Here is a 17,372-nt window from a genome sequence, read left to right on the forward strand (position 1 = left end):
TCCCATACCGAACTCAGCAGTGAAACGCGTCATCGCCGATGGTAGTGTGGGGCTTCCCCATGTGAGAGTAGGTCATCGCCAGGCACTTAATACCAGAAACCCCGGTCTCGTTGAGGCCGGGGTTTTTGTGTTGGGGCAAAACACGCGCAGACGGCAGGCAAAAGAAAGGGCCCGGCGCTTTCCCTGCGGCGGGCCCTGTCACTGACTTCCCTGTCAGTCGCTGCTTCAGTCCTGAAGCAAGCGGTGAGGTACGAACTCCTGTCGTCTTGGTCACACCTTGTGAACCTCAGGGCGCATAATAGGCGTGTTGTCTTTTCGGGTATATAGGAAAACTCTTATATTGCGTTTTCATGCCATAAGATGATGACCTGCATCAACATAGATGCGGTTGCCTGTGAGGGCTGATGAGTGTTCACTGATCAAAAAAGCGGCAAGTTTTCCCACATCGGAAGGTGACCCCAACCGGTGCAGTGGAGATCGTTCAATGGCATCTCCCATTAGTTCATCAAAGGAATCAATGCCGCTGGCTGCACGAGTTGGCATGGGTCCTGGGGATAGAGAGTGGACCCTGATCTGCTCTGGTCCCAGCTCTGCTGCAAGATAGCGTACGGAGCTTTCAAGGGCGGCCTTGATGGGGCCCATTAGGTTATAGTGATCCACGACACGTTCAGCACCATGATAACTCATGGTGAGCAGTGAACCACCTTGAGGCATCAATTCACGTGCGTGCCGCGCCATTCGTATGAAAGAGTGGCACGAGATATCCATCGCTTTGCAAAAACCTTCTGAAGATGAGTCCACCAGTTTGCCGTGCAGTTCATCCAGGGGTGACCAGGCAATTGAATGGATAACAAAGTCGATCTGTCCCCACTCCTGCTTCAGACGCTCGAAAATCTGCTCAAGCTCGCCTTCAGTGGCAACATCGCAGGGAAGTACCAAAGTGGCACCCAACTGGTCTGCCAAAGGGGCGACATATGGACGTGCCTTGTCATTCAGGTAGGTAATGCAAAGCTCCGCACCAAGGCCGCTGAGGACTTCTGCACAGCCGTAGGCGATGCTTTTGTTGTTAGCGATGCCGAATATAACACCACGTTTTCCTGTCAAATCTATCATTTCAGCTTCCATGGGGGTCTGATTGAATCGTGCGATGCCATTATCTCATCAGGTTTCGGTGACTGTATGGTTAAAACGCTGAATGTTTGTATCTGTGAGTAATGTGAGCTTTTATATCCATGTTTTCTGTCTGGTTGAACAGGTATGATCGAACTAAAAATAAAACAAAGCTGAAGAAAGGACCCTCTTATGCTCAACCATCTCAGTATCCGAATGCGTGTTATAGGTGGTTTTTGCCTCTTACTCCTGCTGGTTGCGTTATTGGTACTGCCAGCTGTCATGCGTGACTTCAATAATCTTATCCATGCAGCAGAAGAGCGGGAGCTGAAAGTTCAGTTTGATAAGGTACTTGAACGGATAGAGTCTGAACGTCGTTTGGCAACAGCTATGGCGACCCTGGTTGCTAGCCAGCCAAGTGTTCAGGCCGCCCTGTCGGACGGGGCGCGTGACCGGTTACTGGCAGAACTTGAGGGTGCCTTTGCTCGACTGCAATCAGATTTTGGCTTGCGCCAATTGCAGTTTCACACACCACCAGCGGTGTCCTGGTTGCGTGTGCATCGACCGGAAAAGTATGGAGACGACCTCTCCGGGTTCCGCCAGACTGTTGTGGAAACCAATCAGAAACGAGTAGCGGTCAGTGGCGTTGAGCAGGGAGTGGCTGGCCTTGGCATCCGTGGCATGGTGCCTTTGGAAGTGGCCGGGCATCACTGGGGATCGGTAGAGTTTGGCTTCTCTCTGGGACAATCGTTTTTTGGTCAAGTCAAACAGGAAACCGGGCTGGATGTCGCATTAATTCTGAATAATGCGGGTCAACAAACATTGTTCGCGTCCACGTGGGGCGATCAGGCGCTGCTCGATCCCGATGTATTCAAGCTTGCGCTTCGGGGCGAGGGGCAGATGGGGACAGGAGAACTGGAGGGCTCTCCTGTCGCGATCTACTCCAACCAGTTACAGGATTTTTCAGGCCAGTCGATTGGTGTTCTGTCATTGGCAATGGACCGCAGCAGCTACATTGATGCATATGAACAAGCTTTTTATGAGTTGCTGGCCATCATTGGTGCATTTTTGGTGCTGGGAGTTTTGATTGCTCTTTATATCAGTCGCAGTGTGGCAAAACCACTATTGCAAATCACGCATGCGATGAAAAACATATCAAGTGGTGACGGTGACCTGACACAACGATTACCGGTTAATGGCAAGAATGAACTGACAGACATCGCAAGTGAGTTCAATCATTTCATTAGCCGCATTGAAGCGTTGATTCAGGAACTGATGCGTGCAGTCGCGTCAGTTTCCAGCTCCGGCTCACACCTGTTTGATGTCAGTGACCATACGCTGGAACTTGCGAACCGCCAACGTCGCGAAACTACCGAGATCGCTACAGCCATGAACGAGATGACTGCGACGGCCCAAGAGGTAGCGCGCAGTGCAGCCAGCTCTGCAGAGGTGACGCAAAAAGCTGATGAAGAGGCACAGATTGGTCATCGGGTTGTAGAGGATGCCATTGACGCCATTAATGCATTGGCAGCAGATGTTGCTTCCATGCGTGATGTGATACGGGATGTCGAAACCCGCAGTGAAAAAATAAATACCATCCTTGATGTTATCCGTGATATCGCCGACCAGACCAATCTGCTGGCGTTGAATGCCGCAATAGAGGCTGCCCGTGCAGGTGAGCAGGGGCGCGGCTTCTCGGTAGTGGCGGATGAGGTGAGAGCACTTGCACACAGGACTCAAAACTCTACAGCCGAAATCAACGACATGATCAGTGCACTCAAGGAAGGGACCGGACATACGGTTCGGGTTATTGAGCAGAGTCAGAGCCAGTCTGAACAGACGGTATCCACTGCCGCGCGTGCAGGGGAAGCGCTGCAGGCAATTACGCGGGGGATGGATGAGATACGTGACATGACCGCGCAGATCGCCTCTGCTGCCGAGGAGCAGACACAGGTCAGTGAAACCATTAACCAGTCGGTCGAGCGCGTTGGTACCGGTGCTGAAGAAACCTCGGTCGGCGCGTCGGATATCCTTGTGTCAGCTGCCGGCATAGGCTCTGAGCTCTCGCAGTTGATGCGGGTGATTCGAAAGTTCAGAGTGACGCAGGACGATGTAATTGAGCTGGAAGTGGCGAAAGCTGCACATCAGGCCTGGAAGATGAGGCTACGAGCATTTCTTGATGGGCACGCGGATATTCCGCATGAGCAGGCGGTATCATCACACGAATGCGATTTCGGCCGCTGGTACTACACTACCGGCAAGGAACGCTACGGTAACTCATCGGTTTTACAGGCCATCGAGAAACCACATGACCGTCTGCATCAATTGATTGGCGAGATTATCGAGGCCAAGCATCATGGCAAAGAACCTGAGGCTGAACGCAAGTATCAGGAGGTTGCTCAACTGTCTGGTGAAATCGTCAGCGCCATTGATCGGTTAATTCAGGAAGCTCGTTGAACCGAAAAAATGCCGGGCTTATTTAAGGCCCGGCATTTCACGCGCGGGTCGGCCAATGTGGTAACCCTGGGCGTAGTCGATGCCGACGTCTCGCACCATCTGCAACACTTCCTCGGTTTCCACGAATTCGGCCACGGTTTTAAGGTTCAGCTTCTTGGCCAGTTCGGTAATACTGACCACAAAGGCCAGGTCTCGAGGATCATTGCCCATGTTGGCGATGAACTCGCCTTCTATCTTAACGAAATCGATTGGCAGGTACTTCAGGTAATGGAACGATGAAAAGCCGGAGCCAAAATCATCGATGGCCATCATGTAGCCGGAATCCTTCAGGCTGCGGACAAAGTTCTCCAGCAGCCCCATGTTCTTGACAGTGTCGCGCTCGGTTATTTCAAACACAATCCGGGATGGGGTCAGTTGGTATCGCTGAGTCAGCTCGTGAAGCGTTTGCAGGAAGTCGCGCACCAGTATCGAACGGGGTGACAGATTGATGAACAGCAGGCCCTGATAATCGGTTTCCTGAACCTTGGCGAACGCCTTTTCCATTACGATGTAGTCCAGCAGATGTACCTTGCCCATGGACTCTGCAATCTCAATGAATTCGCCGGCTGACATCAGTTTGTCACCCGGCAGCTGCAGACGACTGAGTACTTCTACAGCAGGCGTATCCTCATCCAGTGGTTGAATGGGCTGAAAAACCGGCACCACGCTGCGATTCTCGATGGCATCATTGACCAGCAGCATCTTCTGGTTAAGGTCGTTGAAAATATCCGCTACATCTTCTTTATGTGGCAGGCTGATACGGTTCTTGCCCTGAGTTTTGGCCCGGTACATCAGGTTATCGACGAACATGAACAGGTCTTTGCGGTTATCCGCATGGTCAGGGAAGATGCCTGCCCCGATCGAGCCGGTGACGCGTACCAGACCGCCTTTCTCGGTCTCAAGGCTGAAGGATTGCAGGCAATGTAGCAGGCGCTCACAGACTTCGCTGGTCTGTTCCAGCGTTGTTTCAGGCAGCACCACTACAAATTCATCGCCACCGTAGCGGGCCAGAATATCGCCGGTACGCAACACCTCCTGCATGGCCAGAGCAAGCTGCCGCAGCAATTTGTCTCCCATGGCATGACCATAGCCGTCATTGACCGCCTTGAAGTTGTCCAGATCGATCATCAAAAGGGCGACCTGATAATCGTGACGATGGCAGCGATCCAGTTCGTAGTCCAACAGCTCCCAGAACATGCGCTGGTTATACAGGTTGGTCAGCGGATCACGTGTTGCATAGTATTCAAGGTCACGGGTGTACTTGTAGATCGCTTTAACCGAGCCGACCACATTGAGCAGGGTGGACAAAATGCTCTCCAGTACCAGTACCTTGGTACTGTCCTTGACGATATCGGCATGCACACCGATACCGACAATGCCACCGATCTTGGGTGTTTCGACCAACAGAGACTTGGTCTGTAACTCAATTTCGGTCGTGTTCAGCACCATCTCGGGACCCTCAAGCTGTACCGAGTTGTGGTGAATAATAATCTCGCCGGGTATCGAAAAGTGATCGTTGCCCTGCAGGCGATTGAGCACCGCCTGCTCCATCATCTTCTTGGTTTCCTTGGCGGGGGGGCGCAGCCAGAAAATTTCCAGATCAAACATCTCATCGTCCACCTTGAAGATGGAAAACATGGTGTAGATCGGAATGACCTGGTTGATATCCAGCATCAACAGATTAACGTATTCGCGCCAGTCCCGTACCACTTCCGACGTGATGACAAATTTCTCCAGCAGACGGATTTCGAACTCCAGCAGGTCTTTGTCCACCGCGATGGTGCGTAATTTTTCAGCAAGCGCTTCGACCTGTCCGAATATGTGATTCAGCTCCCTGAAGCCAAGATCCTTTTTGTCTTTTGACAGCTGACTGAGATCCTCAAGCGAATCGACTCGTGAAATCCTGTTGCTCAGCTCTTTTACAGACTGATTGATACGCAGTGTCACGGTCCGCACCGCCCAGAAACCAAACAGGAAGGGCAAAGGGGAAAGCAGCAACAGGTAATACAGCAGGTTTCGGTTTGCAACGCTCATCTGACGGCTGAGGTCCTGACGCACCTCGATCAGCCCCAGGTTGTCACCAACGCGGGCATTGGTATGGCAACCCGTACAGTTTTCGCGGGCCTGAAGCGGATACAGATAGCGTTGATGAGTACCGTCATTCTCCTCAATGATCTCACCGCTTTGCATGGCCTCGCGCATCAAAGCATCCAGATCGGGCTGCTCGATGGAGCCGAATCGCTCGGTTACTTTGGTGCCACGGAAAACACTCACTTTAAGGCTGGAAGCGGGGTGCTCGGTGTTGGACAGCTGGCGCATGAATTGCTCCAGCTGCAGCCGGGTCCAGCCCTGGCTCATGACAAGATACATTGAGTTGAAGGTGCTTTCGGCGACCGAGCGGGCAATTTCCTGAGCGCTGTCACGTACACTGGCCTGATAGGCTTGGCGGCAGACCAGCAGCAACACCAGAAATCCGATGGCAGAAAAAAGAAATGTGCGGTTGAGCAGGTAACGCCGGATGGATGGCGAGTGACGTGACATATGAACCACTGCTGTTTTATTTATAGTCGGACGATTGTACGCGCAGAGTGTGAACTGATCTGCAGGCAATTGGTAGAGGGTTGATATCTGTCAAGTATTGGAGACAGGAGAGGACGTCGATCTCAGTCCTGTCGTGCCTTCGAGTGCCGGTGTATCCTAGTCCGTTCGGAACGCTGTATGACAGGGAGCCAGGCAGATGGCACATGACTCAACTACCCCCGTATCCTCGGGACTGGCGATTATCCACAGCAATCGACTTGAGGCACTGCGCACGTTGCTGGTGCAGTGGATGCAAATTAACCCGCTTGGGGTGCTGGAAAACGAAGTCGTGCTGGTTCAAAGCAACGGTATTGCCCAGTGGCTGCAGCTGGCGTTGGCGCGTTCGACAGATGACCCGGAGCAGCCTGGCTGTGGCATCGCGGCTGCGCTGGACATTCAGCTGCCCTCGGCCTTTCTGTGGCAGGCATATCGGGCTGTCCTCGGCCCTGATGCAGTTCCTAAAACATCACCCTATGACAAATCTCGCCTGACCTGGCGGTTGCTGCGACTACTGCCCGACCTGCTCAAGCAGCCTGACTTTGAATCGCTGTCGCATTTTCTTAAGGATGACGAAAGTGCACGCAAGGAATACCAGCTGGCCGAACGGCTGGCGGATCTGTTTGACCAGTATCAGGTCTACCGTGCCGACTGGTTAAAGGCATGGGCCGATGGTCAGGATATCCTGATTGATGCCCATGGCCAGCCTCGGCCGTTGTCGGATGATCAGCGCTGGCAGGCACTGCTTTGGCGTGCCATTCGTGCGGACCTCGATGACCAGCAGCGAATGTTGAGTCGTGCCGATCTGCAGCAGCGCTTCCTTGATGGCTGCAAGTCACTGCGTCAACGTCCGGCGGGGTTGCCGCGTCGTCTGGTGGTGTTTGGCATATCGGCACTGCCGCAACAGTTCATTGAGGCGTTGGCCGCTCTGTCACGCCACACCCAGGTTTTGCTGTGCGTACATAACCCTTGCCGGCACTATTGGGCCGATATTATCGATGGCAAGGAACTGCTGCGCAGTGAAAAACGACGGCAGGTACGCAAGGAAGGTATGCCGGAAGTATTGAGTGATGCTCAGCTGCATCTGCATGCGCAGCCTCTGCTGGCGGCCTGGGGCAAGCAGGGCCGTGATTATATTCGCTTGCTGGATCAGTTTGATGAACCCGGGCGTTATCAGGACTGGTTTGAACGCATCGATCTGTTTGATGAAGCCGAACGCGATATTGAATCTTTGCCACTGCTGAACCAGATTCAGCAGGATATTCTGGAGCTGGAGCCAACATCTCATGTTCCCCGGATCTGGGTTGAAGGTGATCACTCACTGACTTTTCAGATAGCACACAGTCGTCAGCGTGAGGTCGAAATACTGCACGACCAGCTGTTGCACTGGTTTCAACAGGATCCATCACTGCGGCCTCGCGATATCATCGTGATGGTGCCCGACGTCAACCAGTATGCACCGCATATCCGTGCCGTGTTCGGCCGCCTGCAGCGACAGGACCCGCGTTTTGTCCCCTTCACCCTCAATGATCAGCAGAACCGTGGTCAGGCGCCACTGCTGATTGCACTGGAACTCTTGCTGCAGCTGCCGCAGGAGCGTTTTGGCGTCAGTCAGTTGTTTGACCTGTTGGAGGTGCCGGCGTTGCGTGAACGTTTTGGCATGGCCGAGACAGACCTGCCTCGACTGCAGCACTGGGTTCGTGAATCCGGTATTCGCTGGGGGCTGGACAGTGCCCAACGCGCAGGCTTGGAGCTGCCCGAAGGGCTGGAGCAGAACACCTGGCTGTTCGGCCTGCGTCGCATGTTACTGGGTTATGCGATGGGCGAAGAACAGACATTCGCCGATATTGAGACCTATGGCGAAGTCGGGGGGCTGGAGGCGGCACAAGTGGGGCCATTGGCTGAGCTGATCGCCGCTCTGCTGCAGTTGCGTGAGCACTTGCTAACCCCAAAGTCACATATTGATTGGGGTTTAATCCTTACTGATCTGCTGGAGCGTTTTTTGCTGCCCGTCAGCGATCAGGACCTGATACTGCTGGAGCGGCTCGGACTGAAGTTGCAGCAATGGCAGGAGGCTTGTGCCGAAGCCGGGTTGAATCGTCCGCTGCCGCTGGAAGTGGTGCGCGAAAGCTGGCTTGATGGCATCGATGAACAAAGTCTGTCACAACGCTTCCTGGCTGGGGCCGTCAACATCTCGACCCTGATGCCGATGCGTGCCATCCCCTTTCGTCGGGTTTGCCTGTTGGGAATGAACGATGGCGACTATCCACGCGTACAGCCGCCAATGGATTTCGACCTGATGGTGGGGCGCTACCGCCCTGGTGACCGGTCAAGGCGTGAAGATGACCGCTACCTGTTTCTGGAAGCACTGCTGTCGGCGCGAGATGCGTTCTATATCAGCTGGGTGGGTCGCAGTGTACGTGATAATGCCGAACAGCCGCCATCAGTATTGGTGGCTCAGTTGCGTGACCACATCCAGCAGGGTTGGGCAACGGCGGCAGAGGACGGTAAGGCAGTGTTACATGCCCTGACTACCGCGCACCCGTTGCAACCTTTCAGTCCACGCTACTTTGAGCATAACCCACGCCTGTTCACCTACGCCCGCGAGTGGCGTGACGTACATGAAGCAGTGGGCAGGCTAGAGGCCGGAGAGTTGCCTCCGATGGAGTTGCCTCAAAGCCTGAGTCTGAAACCGCTGCAGCGTTTCCTGCGCAACCCGGTGCAAATCTTCTTCAACCAGCGCCTCAATGTCTGGTTCGATACGCTGGAAGAGATGCCGCAGGAGCATGAGCCCTTCCGTTTTAACCGGCTTGATCAGTATCGGCTGGGTTCTGACCTGATCGATGCCGGGCTTAAAGCCGACACACCGGAGCTGGGCATCCAGGCGCAGCTGGCACGCTGGCAGCGAGCGGGGGAGTTGCCGCTGGGTGCCTACGGCGAACGTTCGCTGCGAGAAATCGTCAGCCCGGCCGCTTCAACGCTGCGTCATCTACAGCCGTTATTCGCCGACTGGCAACTCTTGCCTGATGCGCTGGAGTTGCAGCTGTGTCTGCAAGTGGATGGAGGGCAGGTGATGCTGGAAGACTGGCTCAGTGGGCTTTACCGACACCGTTCGGGGCCGGAACTGGCTCTGATACTGCATTCGCCTCAGGCCATCAGCGACAAGGGAGCACCACGCTGGCACCGGCTTGTCCGGGCATGGCTGGATCACCTTGCCGTCAGTGCAAGCGGGTACTCACTGACCACCTTTCTGGTCGGGCCGGATACCAGTGCCCGGATCAGGCCGATCACGGCCACACAGGCACAAGCGCAGCTCAATACACTGCTGTCCCATTACCTGCAGGCGCTTGAAAAGCCGGCGCCGCTGGCCTGTCGAACTGGCCTTGCTCTGCTGACGGCTGCTGATGGGAAAGATCCAATTACACAGGCCTACCACGCCTACCACGCCTACAACGGCGATAGTCGTTTCCCGGGGGAGGGCATACGGGACCGTTACCTGCAGCGGGCGTGGCCAGACTTTGACAGCCTGCTGGAGGAGGGTCTGGAAGACTGGGCACGTGCACTGTATCAACCCTTGATTGATCAGGCTGAGCTGCTGCAGCGGGAGGGCGTATGAAAACACCGAACACTCAGCCACAAACGCTGGACACGCTGGCCTTTCCACTGCATGGACAGCGCCTGATCGAGGCCAGCGCCGGTACCGGCAAGACCTTCACCATCGCCGCGCTGTATGTGCGCCTGGTACTGGGCCATGGCAATACTGATACCCGCTTTCTACGTGACCTGTTACCGCCTGAGATTCTGGTGGTGACCTTCACCAATGCAGCCACCCGTGAATTGCGTGACCGAATCCGCACTCGCCTGGCCGATGCCGCGCGCGTATTTCGTGGTCAGTCCGCGCCTGATCCGTTCCTGCAGCAGCTGCTCGCCGAGCCCGAATTTGCCATGGAAGAGGCACGAGCGCTGGCCGCCCGCAAATTGGAGCAGGCCGCTGAGTGGATGGATGAAGCCGCGGTATACACCATCCACAGCTGGTGCCAGCGCATGCTCACCCAGCACGCTTTTGATACCGGCAGCCTGTTCCGCCAGCAGCTGGAGCAGGATGACAGCGAATTGCTGGCCGAGATGGCACGTGACTACTGGCGCAGCTGGTGCTACGCACTGTCGCCGATCGTGGCCGAAGCACTGAGTGAACTGGCCGCTGATCCCGATGCTCTGCTGCAGGCGGTCAAACCCCTGCTGCAGCCGGGTGATCAACAGGTACGATATCAGGGCAGCAGTATCAGCGAGGCTCAGTCCCCTGCAGAATATGCCCGGAAGTTGAACGACTGGCTGCCACAGAAGCAGCAGCTGGAGCAGCGGGCACGCACCCTCTGGCTGGCTGAGCACGACGAAATTGAAACGCTGCTGATCAGTGCCGCCCAAAAGAAGATTCTGAATAACACCAGCTACAAGCCGGAAACCCTGCCTGAAAAGCTGGCTGACATGGTGGTCTGGGCTGAAGGGGGCATGCTGTCGAGTGACAGGTTGGCCCACTTTGCGCGTGCAAAGCTGACCGATAAAACAGCCAAAAAGATGCAGGACCAGACGCCGGAGCATCCTGTATTCGACCTGTTACAGGAGCTGGTGGATTACCTGCAGCTGCAGCCTCCACTGCAACCGGTACAGCTGCATGCGGCGCAATGGATTCAGCAGCGTTTTGATCGATCCCGCGAGCGCGCAGCGGCGCTCGGCTTCAATGACATGCTGGTGCGGCTGGATCACGCACTGCAGGGCGAAGGGGGTGATCGCCTTGCCGCAACCATTCGTCGTCAGTACCCGGTCGCACTGATCGACGAGTTTCAGGATACCGATCCACTGCAGTACCGTATTTTTAGCCGCATCTATCGCGGCACGAACCTGCCGGATGCTGACCCCTCAGAGTGCGCACTGTTGATGATAGGTGACCCCAAGCAGGCGATCTACGCCTTTCGTGGTGCCGATATTCATACATATCTGCAGGCACGACGTGATACCAGCGGGTGCCACTATACCCTCGGGCGCAATTTCCGTTCATCAAAAGCCTTGGTGGAGGCGGTCAACCGGCTGTTTGAGCATGCTGAAGCCAGCCAGGCCAGTGGTGCCTTTCGTTTTGCCCGTGAGGGTGATAACCCGTTGCCGTTTATTCCGGTGGATGCCAACGGCCGCAAAACGGTATTTGAGGTTGAAGGCGTACGGCCATCAGCCCTGACGCACTGGCTGTTGGAGGAGGACGCGGCTGACGGGATAGCCGTCGGTGATTACCGCAGGCTGATGGCCGAGCACAGTGCCAGCCAGATTCGTCACCTGCTCTCACTGTCGCAAAAGCAACGGGCGGGCTTTCGCTCCGAGGATGGCCAGCTGAACCCGATCAGGCCAAGTGATATCGCCATTCTCGTGCGCAACGGCAGCGAGGCCCGGCTGGTTCGTGATGCCCTGCAGCAACGCAACGTTCGCAGTGTGTACCTTTCCGATCAGGCTTCGGTCTATGCCAGTGCCGAAGCTGAAGACCTCTGGCGCTGGCTGCGCGCCTGTGCCGAACCGGAGCAGCCGGGCCTGCTGCAGGGTGCGTTGGCCAGTCGAACGCTGGATCTGGGCTACGTTCACTTGGAACAGATAACCCGTGATGAGCAGCTGTGGGAACAGGCAGTGGAGCGGTTCCGCCATTTGCGTGACATTTGGCAGCGGCAGGGTGTTCTGCCAATGGTGCGCCACCTTCTGGACAGTTTTGAGCTTCCTGCCCGTCTGCTACAGGATGCGGGTGGTGAGCGGGTGCTGACTAACTTGCTGCATCTTGCCGAACTTCTGCAGGCGGCCAGTAGCCAGCTGGAAGGTGAGCAGGCCCTGATTCGCTACCTGCAGGAACAGATCATGGACAGCGGCCAGGGGGGTGATGAACACATCATGCGGCTGGAAAGTGATGCTGACCTGGTGCAGGTGGTGACCATTCACAAGTCCAAGGGGCTGGAATATCCGTTGGTGTTTCTGCCCTTCATCTGTGCCTACCGTGAAGTGACTGCCAGTGACGGCAGCTACCGCTATCAGTCGGAGCAGGGCAGTGTACTGGAACTGGACAGCAAGGATGAAAGCGCCAAGCGGGCTGCAGAAGCCGAGCGGCTACAGGAAGATCTGCGCCTGCTCTATGTGGCACTGACCCGCCCCGTGTTCGCGTGTTGGCTGGGGGTGGCTGCAATCAAATACAACCGTTCGCTTAGTCTGCACAAAAGCGCTTTCGGCCAATTGTTGGGTTGCGAAGCGAAAACCGACAGCGCGACGCTCAAGGCCCGGCTGCAACCGCTGGTCAGTGCCGGTGTGATCGAAGTGGAGCCTCCGCCGACAATCGATGCCGAGTTGCTGCCGGACACTGCCACTGTAACAGCACTGGCACCGGCACGCCTTTGCGATAGACCGGTTGCAGCTGAACGCTGGTGGATCGCCAGTTACAGTGCGATCAGCCAGCTGCAGGGGGGGGCCGAGCAGGAGCAGCCCGCCGAGGCTGAGCCGGCTGAAAGTGCCCGTGAAGAAACCGCTCGGGAAAATCTGGATGAGCCGTCAACGCGTGCCGTTGTGGTTGAGTTTGCCTATGATCCGCATCATTTCTGGAAAGGCCCTCAGGCGGGTACCTTTTTGCACGGTGTACTGGAATGGGCAGCGGAAGAGGGCTTTGAGCGAGTGGCACGGGAGGCGCCACTGCGACACCAGTTTCTGGCACCGCGCTGCCAGCGGCGGGAATGGCAACCCTGGTTGCCGGTGCTGGACGATTGGTTGCAGAAGCTGCTGACTATCCCCCTGCCACTGGTTGGGCAAAGTGTACCGCTGGCGCAATTGCAACAGTATCAGGCCGAGATGGAGTTCTGGCTGGAGGTTGCTGAGGTGCCGGTAAGTCGACTGGACCGCCTGATCACGCAGCAGGTGTTGCCGGACCAGCCGCGTCCTGCACTGGCGCCGCAGCAGCTGGGCGGTATGCTCAAGGGATTTATCGATCTGGTGTTCGAGCATCAGGGGCGCTACTGGGTGGCCGATTACAAGTCCAATTGGTTGGGGCCGGACAACAGTCACTACAGCGCTGCGGCGATGCAAAAGGCGGTGCTGGATAAGCGCTACGACGTGCAGTATGTGCTTTATCTGCTGGCGTTGCACCGGCTGCTCAAGGCCCGGTTGCCGGGTTATGCCGATGACCCCATCCGGGGCTACGAACAGCATGTAGGCGGTGCTCTTTATCTGTTTCTGCGTGGCATTACAGAACCGGAGCAGCATGGCTGCTGCATTGATCGTCCGTCAGCGCAGTTGATTGAAACACTGGATGCACTGCTGGCCAACAGGGAGAGTGCTCATGTCTGAACAGGTCGATCTTTTCGCAACCGAAGCCTCTTTGCATCCAGCGCTGGCCGACTGGACTGTGCTGGAATCGCTGCTGCAGCGCTGGCAGGAACGGGGCTGGATACGGTCGCTGGATCTGGCACTGGGTCGCTTCCTGCATGACCTTGATCCCAATGCCTCGCCGCTGGTGATGCTGGCGGCTGTGCTGGTCAGCCACCAGTTGGGCCGAGGACATATCTGCGTTGATCTGGATAGTCTGCTCTCGGCGCCGGACAGTGCTCTATCACTACCACCAGACGGAGAATTTGGCGAAGCTCTGCCAGATCGACCGGTTGAATTGTTGCAGGGGCTTGGGCGTGGTCAGTGGCTGCAGGTGCTGGCGGAAACGGTGCTGGTCAGTGCAGGTGATCCGCCCGCACCGCTGGTGCTGGAACCGGGCACTACCCGTCTTTATCTCTACCGCCAGTGGCGTTACGAAGTGGAGGTCGCTGAACGGATAGCCGATCGCCTGCAACCGGTTGAGGTGGATGACGTTCGCCTGCGGCAACGCCTGTCAGAGCTGTTTCATCTGCAAGAGGGGCACCTGGACTGGCAACAGCTGGCCTGTGCGTTGGTGGCGGGCAGTCGCTTCGGCATCATTACCGGTGGCCCCGGTACGGGCAAAACCACCACGGTCGTTCGTTTGCTGGCACTGCTGCAAAGTCTCGCCCGTGATGAAGGTCGCACCTTGCGTATTCGGCTGGCGGCGCCCACAGGAAAGGCTGCGGCGCGGTTGACCGAATCAATCAGCGGCGCAATTGGACACCTGCCTGCAGAGATGCAGCAGGGTGTCCCGCAGGAGGTAACAACTTTGCACCGGCTGTTGGGAGCTCGGCCCAACACACGCCGTTTTATCCACAATGTGGATAACCCGCTGCATGCCGATCTGGTCGTCGTGGATGAAGCCTCCATGATTGACCTGGAAATGATGCACCAGTTGTTGGCGGCCATGCCGACCAGAGCACGGCTGATTCTGTTGGGCGACAAGGATCAGCTGGCCTCGGTGGAAGCCGGCTCGGTACTGGGGGATTTGTGCGAAGGTGCCGAACGAGGCGGTTACAGCCGTGAAACCCTGCTGCAACTGCAGCGGCGTACCGGGCAGGACGTGGCGCAGTGGCAGTCTGAAGCCGGGAGTCCTTCTGAGCAGCCGCTGGCGCAAACCATTGCGATGCTCAGGTACAGTCACCGCTTTGGTGTCGACAGTGGCATCGGTGCGCTGGCACGAGCTGTCAACAGCGGCCAGCCGCAGGCGGTAAATACCGTGCTGGCGGCGGGTTATGTCGATCTTGGCTGGATTCACCTCAAGGGTGATGCCGACAGGGCACTGGATCGCCTGATACTGGATGGCGGCCCCCAGCCGGCCACGGCTGAAGGAATGCAGCCTCGCGGCTATCGCGAGTATCTTGAGCAGCTGAGTACACACAGACCCGAAAGCCATGATGAGCAGACACAAGACGTTTGGGCCAGACAAGTACTGGACACCTTTGGCGAGTTTCAACTGCTTTGTGCGCTGCGCCGCGGCCCCTGGGGAGTCGAGGGGTTGAATGCACGTATTGCCGCTGTGCTGCAGCGTGCCGGGTTGATATTACGCAGTGAAGGTTGGTACGAAGGCAGGCCTGTACTGGTTACCCGTAACGATTACAGCCTGGGACTGATGAACGGTGATATCGGTATTACCCTGATGCGCCAGGAGACGGATGGGTCCACTGGGCTGCGCGTGGTCTTCCCGCTCGCGGACGGCAATCTCAAATGGGTCCTGCCCAGTCGGCTTCAGGCGATCGAAACCGTGTACGCGATGACTGTGCACAAGTCACAGGGCTCTGAATTTGCACACACGGCTCTGCTGCTGCCACCCGCGGTCAACCCGGTGCTGACGCGGGAGCTGGTTTACACTGGTATTACACGCGCCAGTCGCTGGTTCACCCTGCTGCTGAGCCACCCTGGCCGACTGGATGATGCCGTACGTGCGCGAGTGCGCCGGGCCAGCGGGCTGGGCAAAAGGCTCATACGCTTGTCTTGAACAGGTGAAATCCTTCTTCTCAGACCAAAGAGAGGTGCCCTTTCATGATTTATGTCATTTTTTGGCATAAACTAATGCCTGTTAAGCCTATTCTAAATTAGACATGAGCAATGGGGAGAGTGCCATGTTCAAATCAGGATTGCGCCTCATGTTGGCCGGTGTTGTGCTGGCCAGCGGTACTGCGCAGGCAGCGGGTGTGGCCGCTGACGGACAGAAAATCGTCATGCAGGGGGATGGCAGTGGTGCGCCCTGTCTGGCGTGTCACGGCATGGACGGTGCTGGTAATGATGCAGGTGGTTTTCCGCGCTTGGCTGGACTGAGTGCCGAATACCTGGCCAAGCAGATGCAGGACTACAACGCGGGTACCCGGGTCAGCCCGATCATGCAGCCGAATGTGGATAACCTCAGCGAACAGCAGATTCTGGACGTTGCCGCCTATTACGCGTCGCAACCAGTGCCTGCCGTGAAAGCGTCCAGCGCCAGTGAAGAGGTACTGGCCCTGGGTGAAAAGCTGGCTCTGCGCGGCGACTGGAGCAAGCATGTGCCTTCCTGCAGCAGTTGTCACGGTCCCGGTAATGCAGGTGTTGGTTCTGCATTTCCAGGCATTGCCGGCCAACATCCGACCTATATTCGCCAGCAACTCAAGGCCTGGCAGAGTGGCAGCCGTCACAACGATCCAGTGCAGCTGATGACCGGCGTTGCCGAGCGTTTGACTGATGCTGAGATTGAAGCGGTCGCGACGTATCTGGCGGCTCAGCCTGTCACTGTTGTCGAAGGAGGTCAGTAATGAACCATTTCAATGCGCTGGCAGTGGCGGTGTCTGCTGCCGTACTGACATCGGCCACACATGCGGCGGAGCCGAAAGTTCCGGTTAACCTGCCGGCTCACAAGGAAGGTGCCTATGTACACCAGGCACCCACACTGGAAGATCTATACGCCGATAAAAGCATCCATCCCGAACTGCGGGAAGTGATCCTCAAGGGCCGCGATCTGTTCAACAATACCCAGCAGCTGCGCGGCAAATATGTGTTCAACGACAACAGCTGCCGCAACTGCCACATGGGTGAAGGCGGACAGAACTGGTCCGGCCCGGTCTGGCCTGCGGTTACCACACTGCCTGATTTCCGTGGCAAAAACGGCCATGTGAACTCGCTGGAAGAGCGCATCGCCGGCTGTTTTGCCTACTCAATGAATGGTAAGCCGCCGGCCTATGGCAGTGATGAAATGGTAGCCCTCAGCGCCTACCACCAGTGGCTGGCAACCGGCGCGAAGGTGTATGAGCGTAATATCAGCGGCCGTGGTTTCAGCAGTCTGGGCAAGCAGATTCCGGCTGATATCAGCTATGAAGCTGGCCAGAAAGTATACCAGGAAAACTGCGCAATCTGTCATGGTGATGACGGCAATGGCCAGCGCGTCAACGGCAAGGTGGTGTTCCCGGCGGTTTGGGGCGACAACTCCTACAACTGGGGTGCCGGTATCAGCCGTATCTATACAGCGGCTTCCTTCATCCACATGAACATGCCGCTGGGCAAGCCAGGCTCACTGAGTGAAAAGGATGCCTGGAACGTGGCCTGGTACATCAACAGCCAGGAGCGTCCGCAGGACCCGCGTTTCACCGGCGATGCCAAGGAAACCCGCGAGAAGCACCTGAACTTCCACAAGCACTCGCGCTACGGTACCGAGTTCAACGGCAAGGTCTTGGGCCAGCATGACAACACCGGCGACAAGCCGTTCCTCAAGCCGGACAACCTGAAGCCTCGCAGCTTTACGTTCGAGTAAAGGTTTTCAGGAG

General features: G+C 56.6%; 8 protein-coding genes and 1 rRNA gene. 7 read left to right on the top strand and 2 right to left on the bottom strand.

Annotated elements, in window-relative coordinates; all coding sequences use genetic code 11:
- Positions 1 to 84 (top strand): 5S ribosomal RNA (rrf, locus tag ABIE61_RS02725); the annotation flags it as partial.
- Between the two features lie 264 nt (positions 85 to 348).
- Here the strand turns inward: rrf and fabI are convergent.
- On the bottom strand, positions 349 to 1,113 hold the full coding sequence (gene fabI, locus ABIE61_RS02730) for an enoyl-ACP reductase FabI (protein WP_354406478.1): 765 nt from the start codon (positions 1,111 to 1,113) through the stop codon (positions 349 to 351).
- Between the two features lie 189 nt (positions 1,114 to 1,302).
- Between fabI and ABIE61_RS02735 the strand changes: the two genes are divergently transcribed.
- Complete coding sequence (locus ABIE61_RS02735; protein ID WP_354406480.1) at positions 1,303 to 3,567, top strand: methyl-accepting chemotaxis protein; 2,265 nt, start codon at positions 1,303 to 1,305, stop codon at positions 3,565 to 3,567.
- A gap of 18 nt (positions 3,568 to 3,585) precedes the next feature.
- On the opposite strand, the gene ABIE61_RS02740 is transcribed toward ABIE61_RS02735, so the two are convergent.
- Positions 3,586 to 6,147 carry an EAL domain-containing protein gene (locus ABIE61_RS02740; protein ID WP_354406483.1) on the bottom strand — a complete coding sequence of 854 codons (2,562 nt, stop codon included), beginning with the start codon at positions 6,145 to 6,147 and terminating at the stop codon, positions 3,586 to 3,588.
- A gap of 196 nt (positions 6,148 to 6,343) precedes the next feature.
- Here ABIE61_RS02740 and recC point away from each other — a divergent pair, with 196 nt between their 5' ends.
- From recC to ABIE61_RS02765, 5 genes are all read left to right on the top strand, one after another.
- Positions 6,344 to 9,799, top strand: coding sequence for an exodeoxyribonuclease V subunit gamma (recC, locus tag ABIE61_RS02745; RefSeq protein WP_354406485.1), 3,456 nt, complete (start codon positions 6,344 to 6,346; stop codon positions 9,797 to 9,799).
- Positions 9,796 to 13,542 (top strand): exodeoxyribonuclease V subunit beta, encoded by a 3,747-nt coding sequence (recB, locus tag ABIE61_RS02750; protein WP_354406488.1) that lies wholly within the window; start codon positions 9,796 to 9,798, stop codon positions 13,540 to 13,542. Before recC ends, recB begins: the two co-directional genes overlap by 4 nt.
- Positions 13,535 to 15,580 (top strand): exodeoxyribonuclease V subunit alpha, encoded by a 2,046-nt coding sequence (recD, locus tag ABIE61_RS02755; protein WP_354406490.1) that lies wholly within the window; start codon positions 13,535 to 13,537, stop codon positions 15,578 to 15,580. Before recB ends, recD begins: the two co-directional genes overlap by 8 nt.
- Positions 15,581 to 15,704: 124 nt before the next feature.
- On the top strand, positions 15,705 to 16,367 hold the full coding sequence (locus ABIE61_RS02760) for a c-type cytochrome (RefSeq protein WP_354406492.1): 663 nt from the start codon (positions 15,705 to 15,707) through the stop codon (positions 16,365 to 16,367).
- Positions 16,367 to 17,359, top strand: coding sequence for a c-type cytochrome (locus tag ABIE61_RS02765; RefSeq protein ID WP_354406495.1), 993 nt, complete (start codon positions 16,367 to 16,369; stop codon positions 17,357 to 17,359). Before ABIE61_RS02760 ends, ABIE61_RS02765 begins: the two co-directional genes overlap by 1 nt.
- Positions 17,360 to 17,372 lie beyond the last annotated feature (13 nt).

It is taken from the genome of Marinobacterium sp. MBR-111 (assembly GCF_040547585.1).
Classification (GTDB): domain Bacteria; phylum Pseudomonadota; class Gammaproteobacteria; order Pseudomonadales; family Balneatricaceae; genus Marinobacterium; species Marinobacterium iners.

Bases quoted from the DNA above. Each gene is read 5' to 3' on its own strand.
- fabI (WP_354406478.1), bottom strand. From the start codon at position 1,113: ATGATAGATTTGACAGGAAAACGTGGTGTTATATTCGGCATCGCTAAC.
- ABIE61_RS02735 (WP_354406480.1), top strand. From the start codon at position 1,303: ATGCTCAACCATCTCAGTATCCGAATGCGTGTTATAGGTGGTTTTTGC.
- recB (WP_354406488.1), top strand. From the start codon at position 9,796: ATGAAAACACCGAACACTCAGCCACAAACGCTGGACACGCTGGCCTTT.
- recC (WP_354406485.1), top strand. From the start codon at position 6,344: ATGGCACATGACTCAACTACCCCCGTATCCTCGGGACTGGCGATTATC.
- ABIE61_RS02765 (WP_354406495.1), top strand. From the start codon at position 16,367: ATGAACCATTTCAATGCGCTGGCAGTGGCGGTGTCTGCTGCCGTACTG.
- ABIE61_RS02740 (WP_354406483.1), bottom strand. From the start codon at position 6,147: ATGTCACGTCACTCGCCATCCATCCGGCGTTACCTGCTCAACCGCACA.
- recD (WP_354406490.1), top strand. From the start codon at position 13,535: ATGTCTGAACAGGTCGATCTTTTCGCAACCGAAGCCTCTTTGCATCCA.
- ABIE61_RS02760 (WP_354406492.1), top strand. From the start codon at position 15,705: ATGTTCAAATCAGGATTGCGCCTCATGTTGGCCGGTGTTGTGCTGGCC.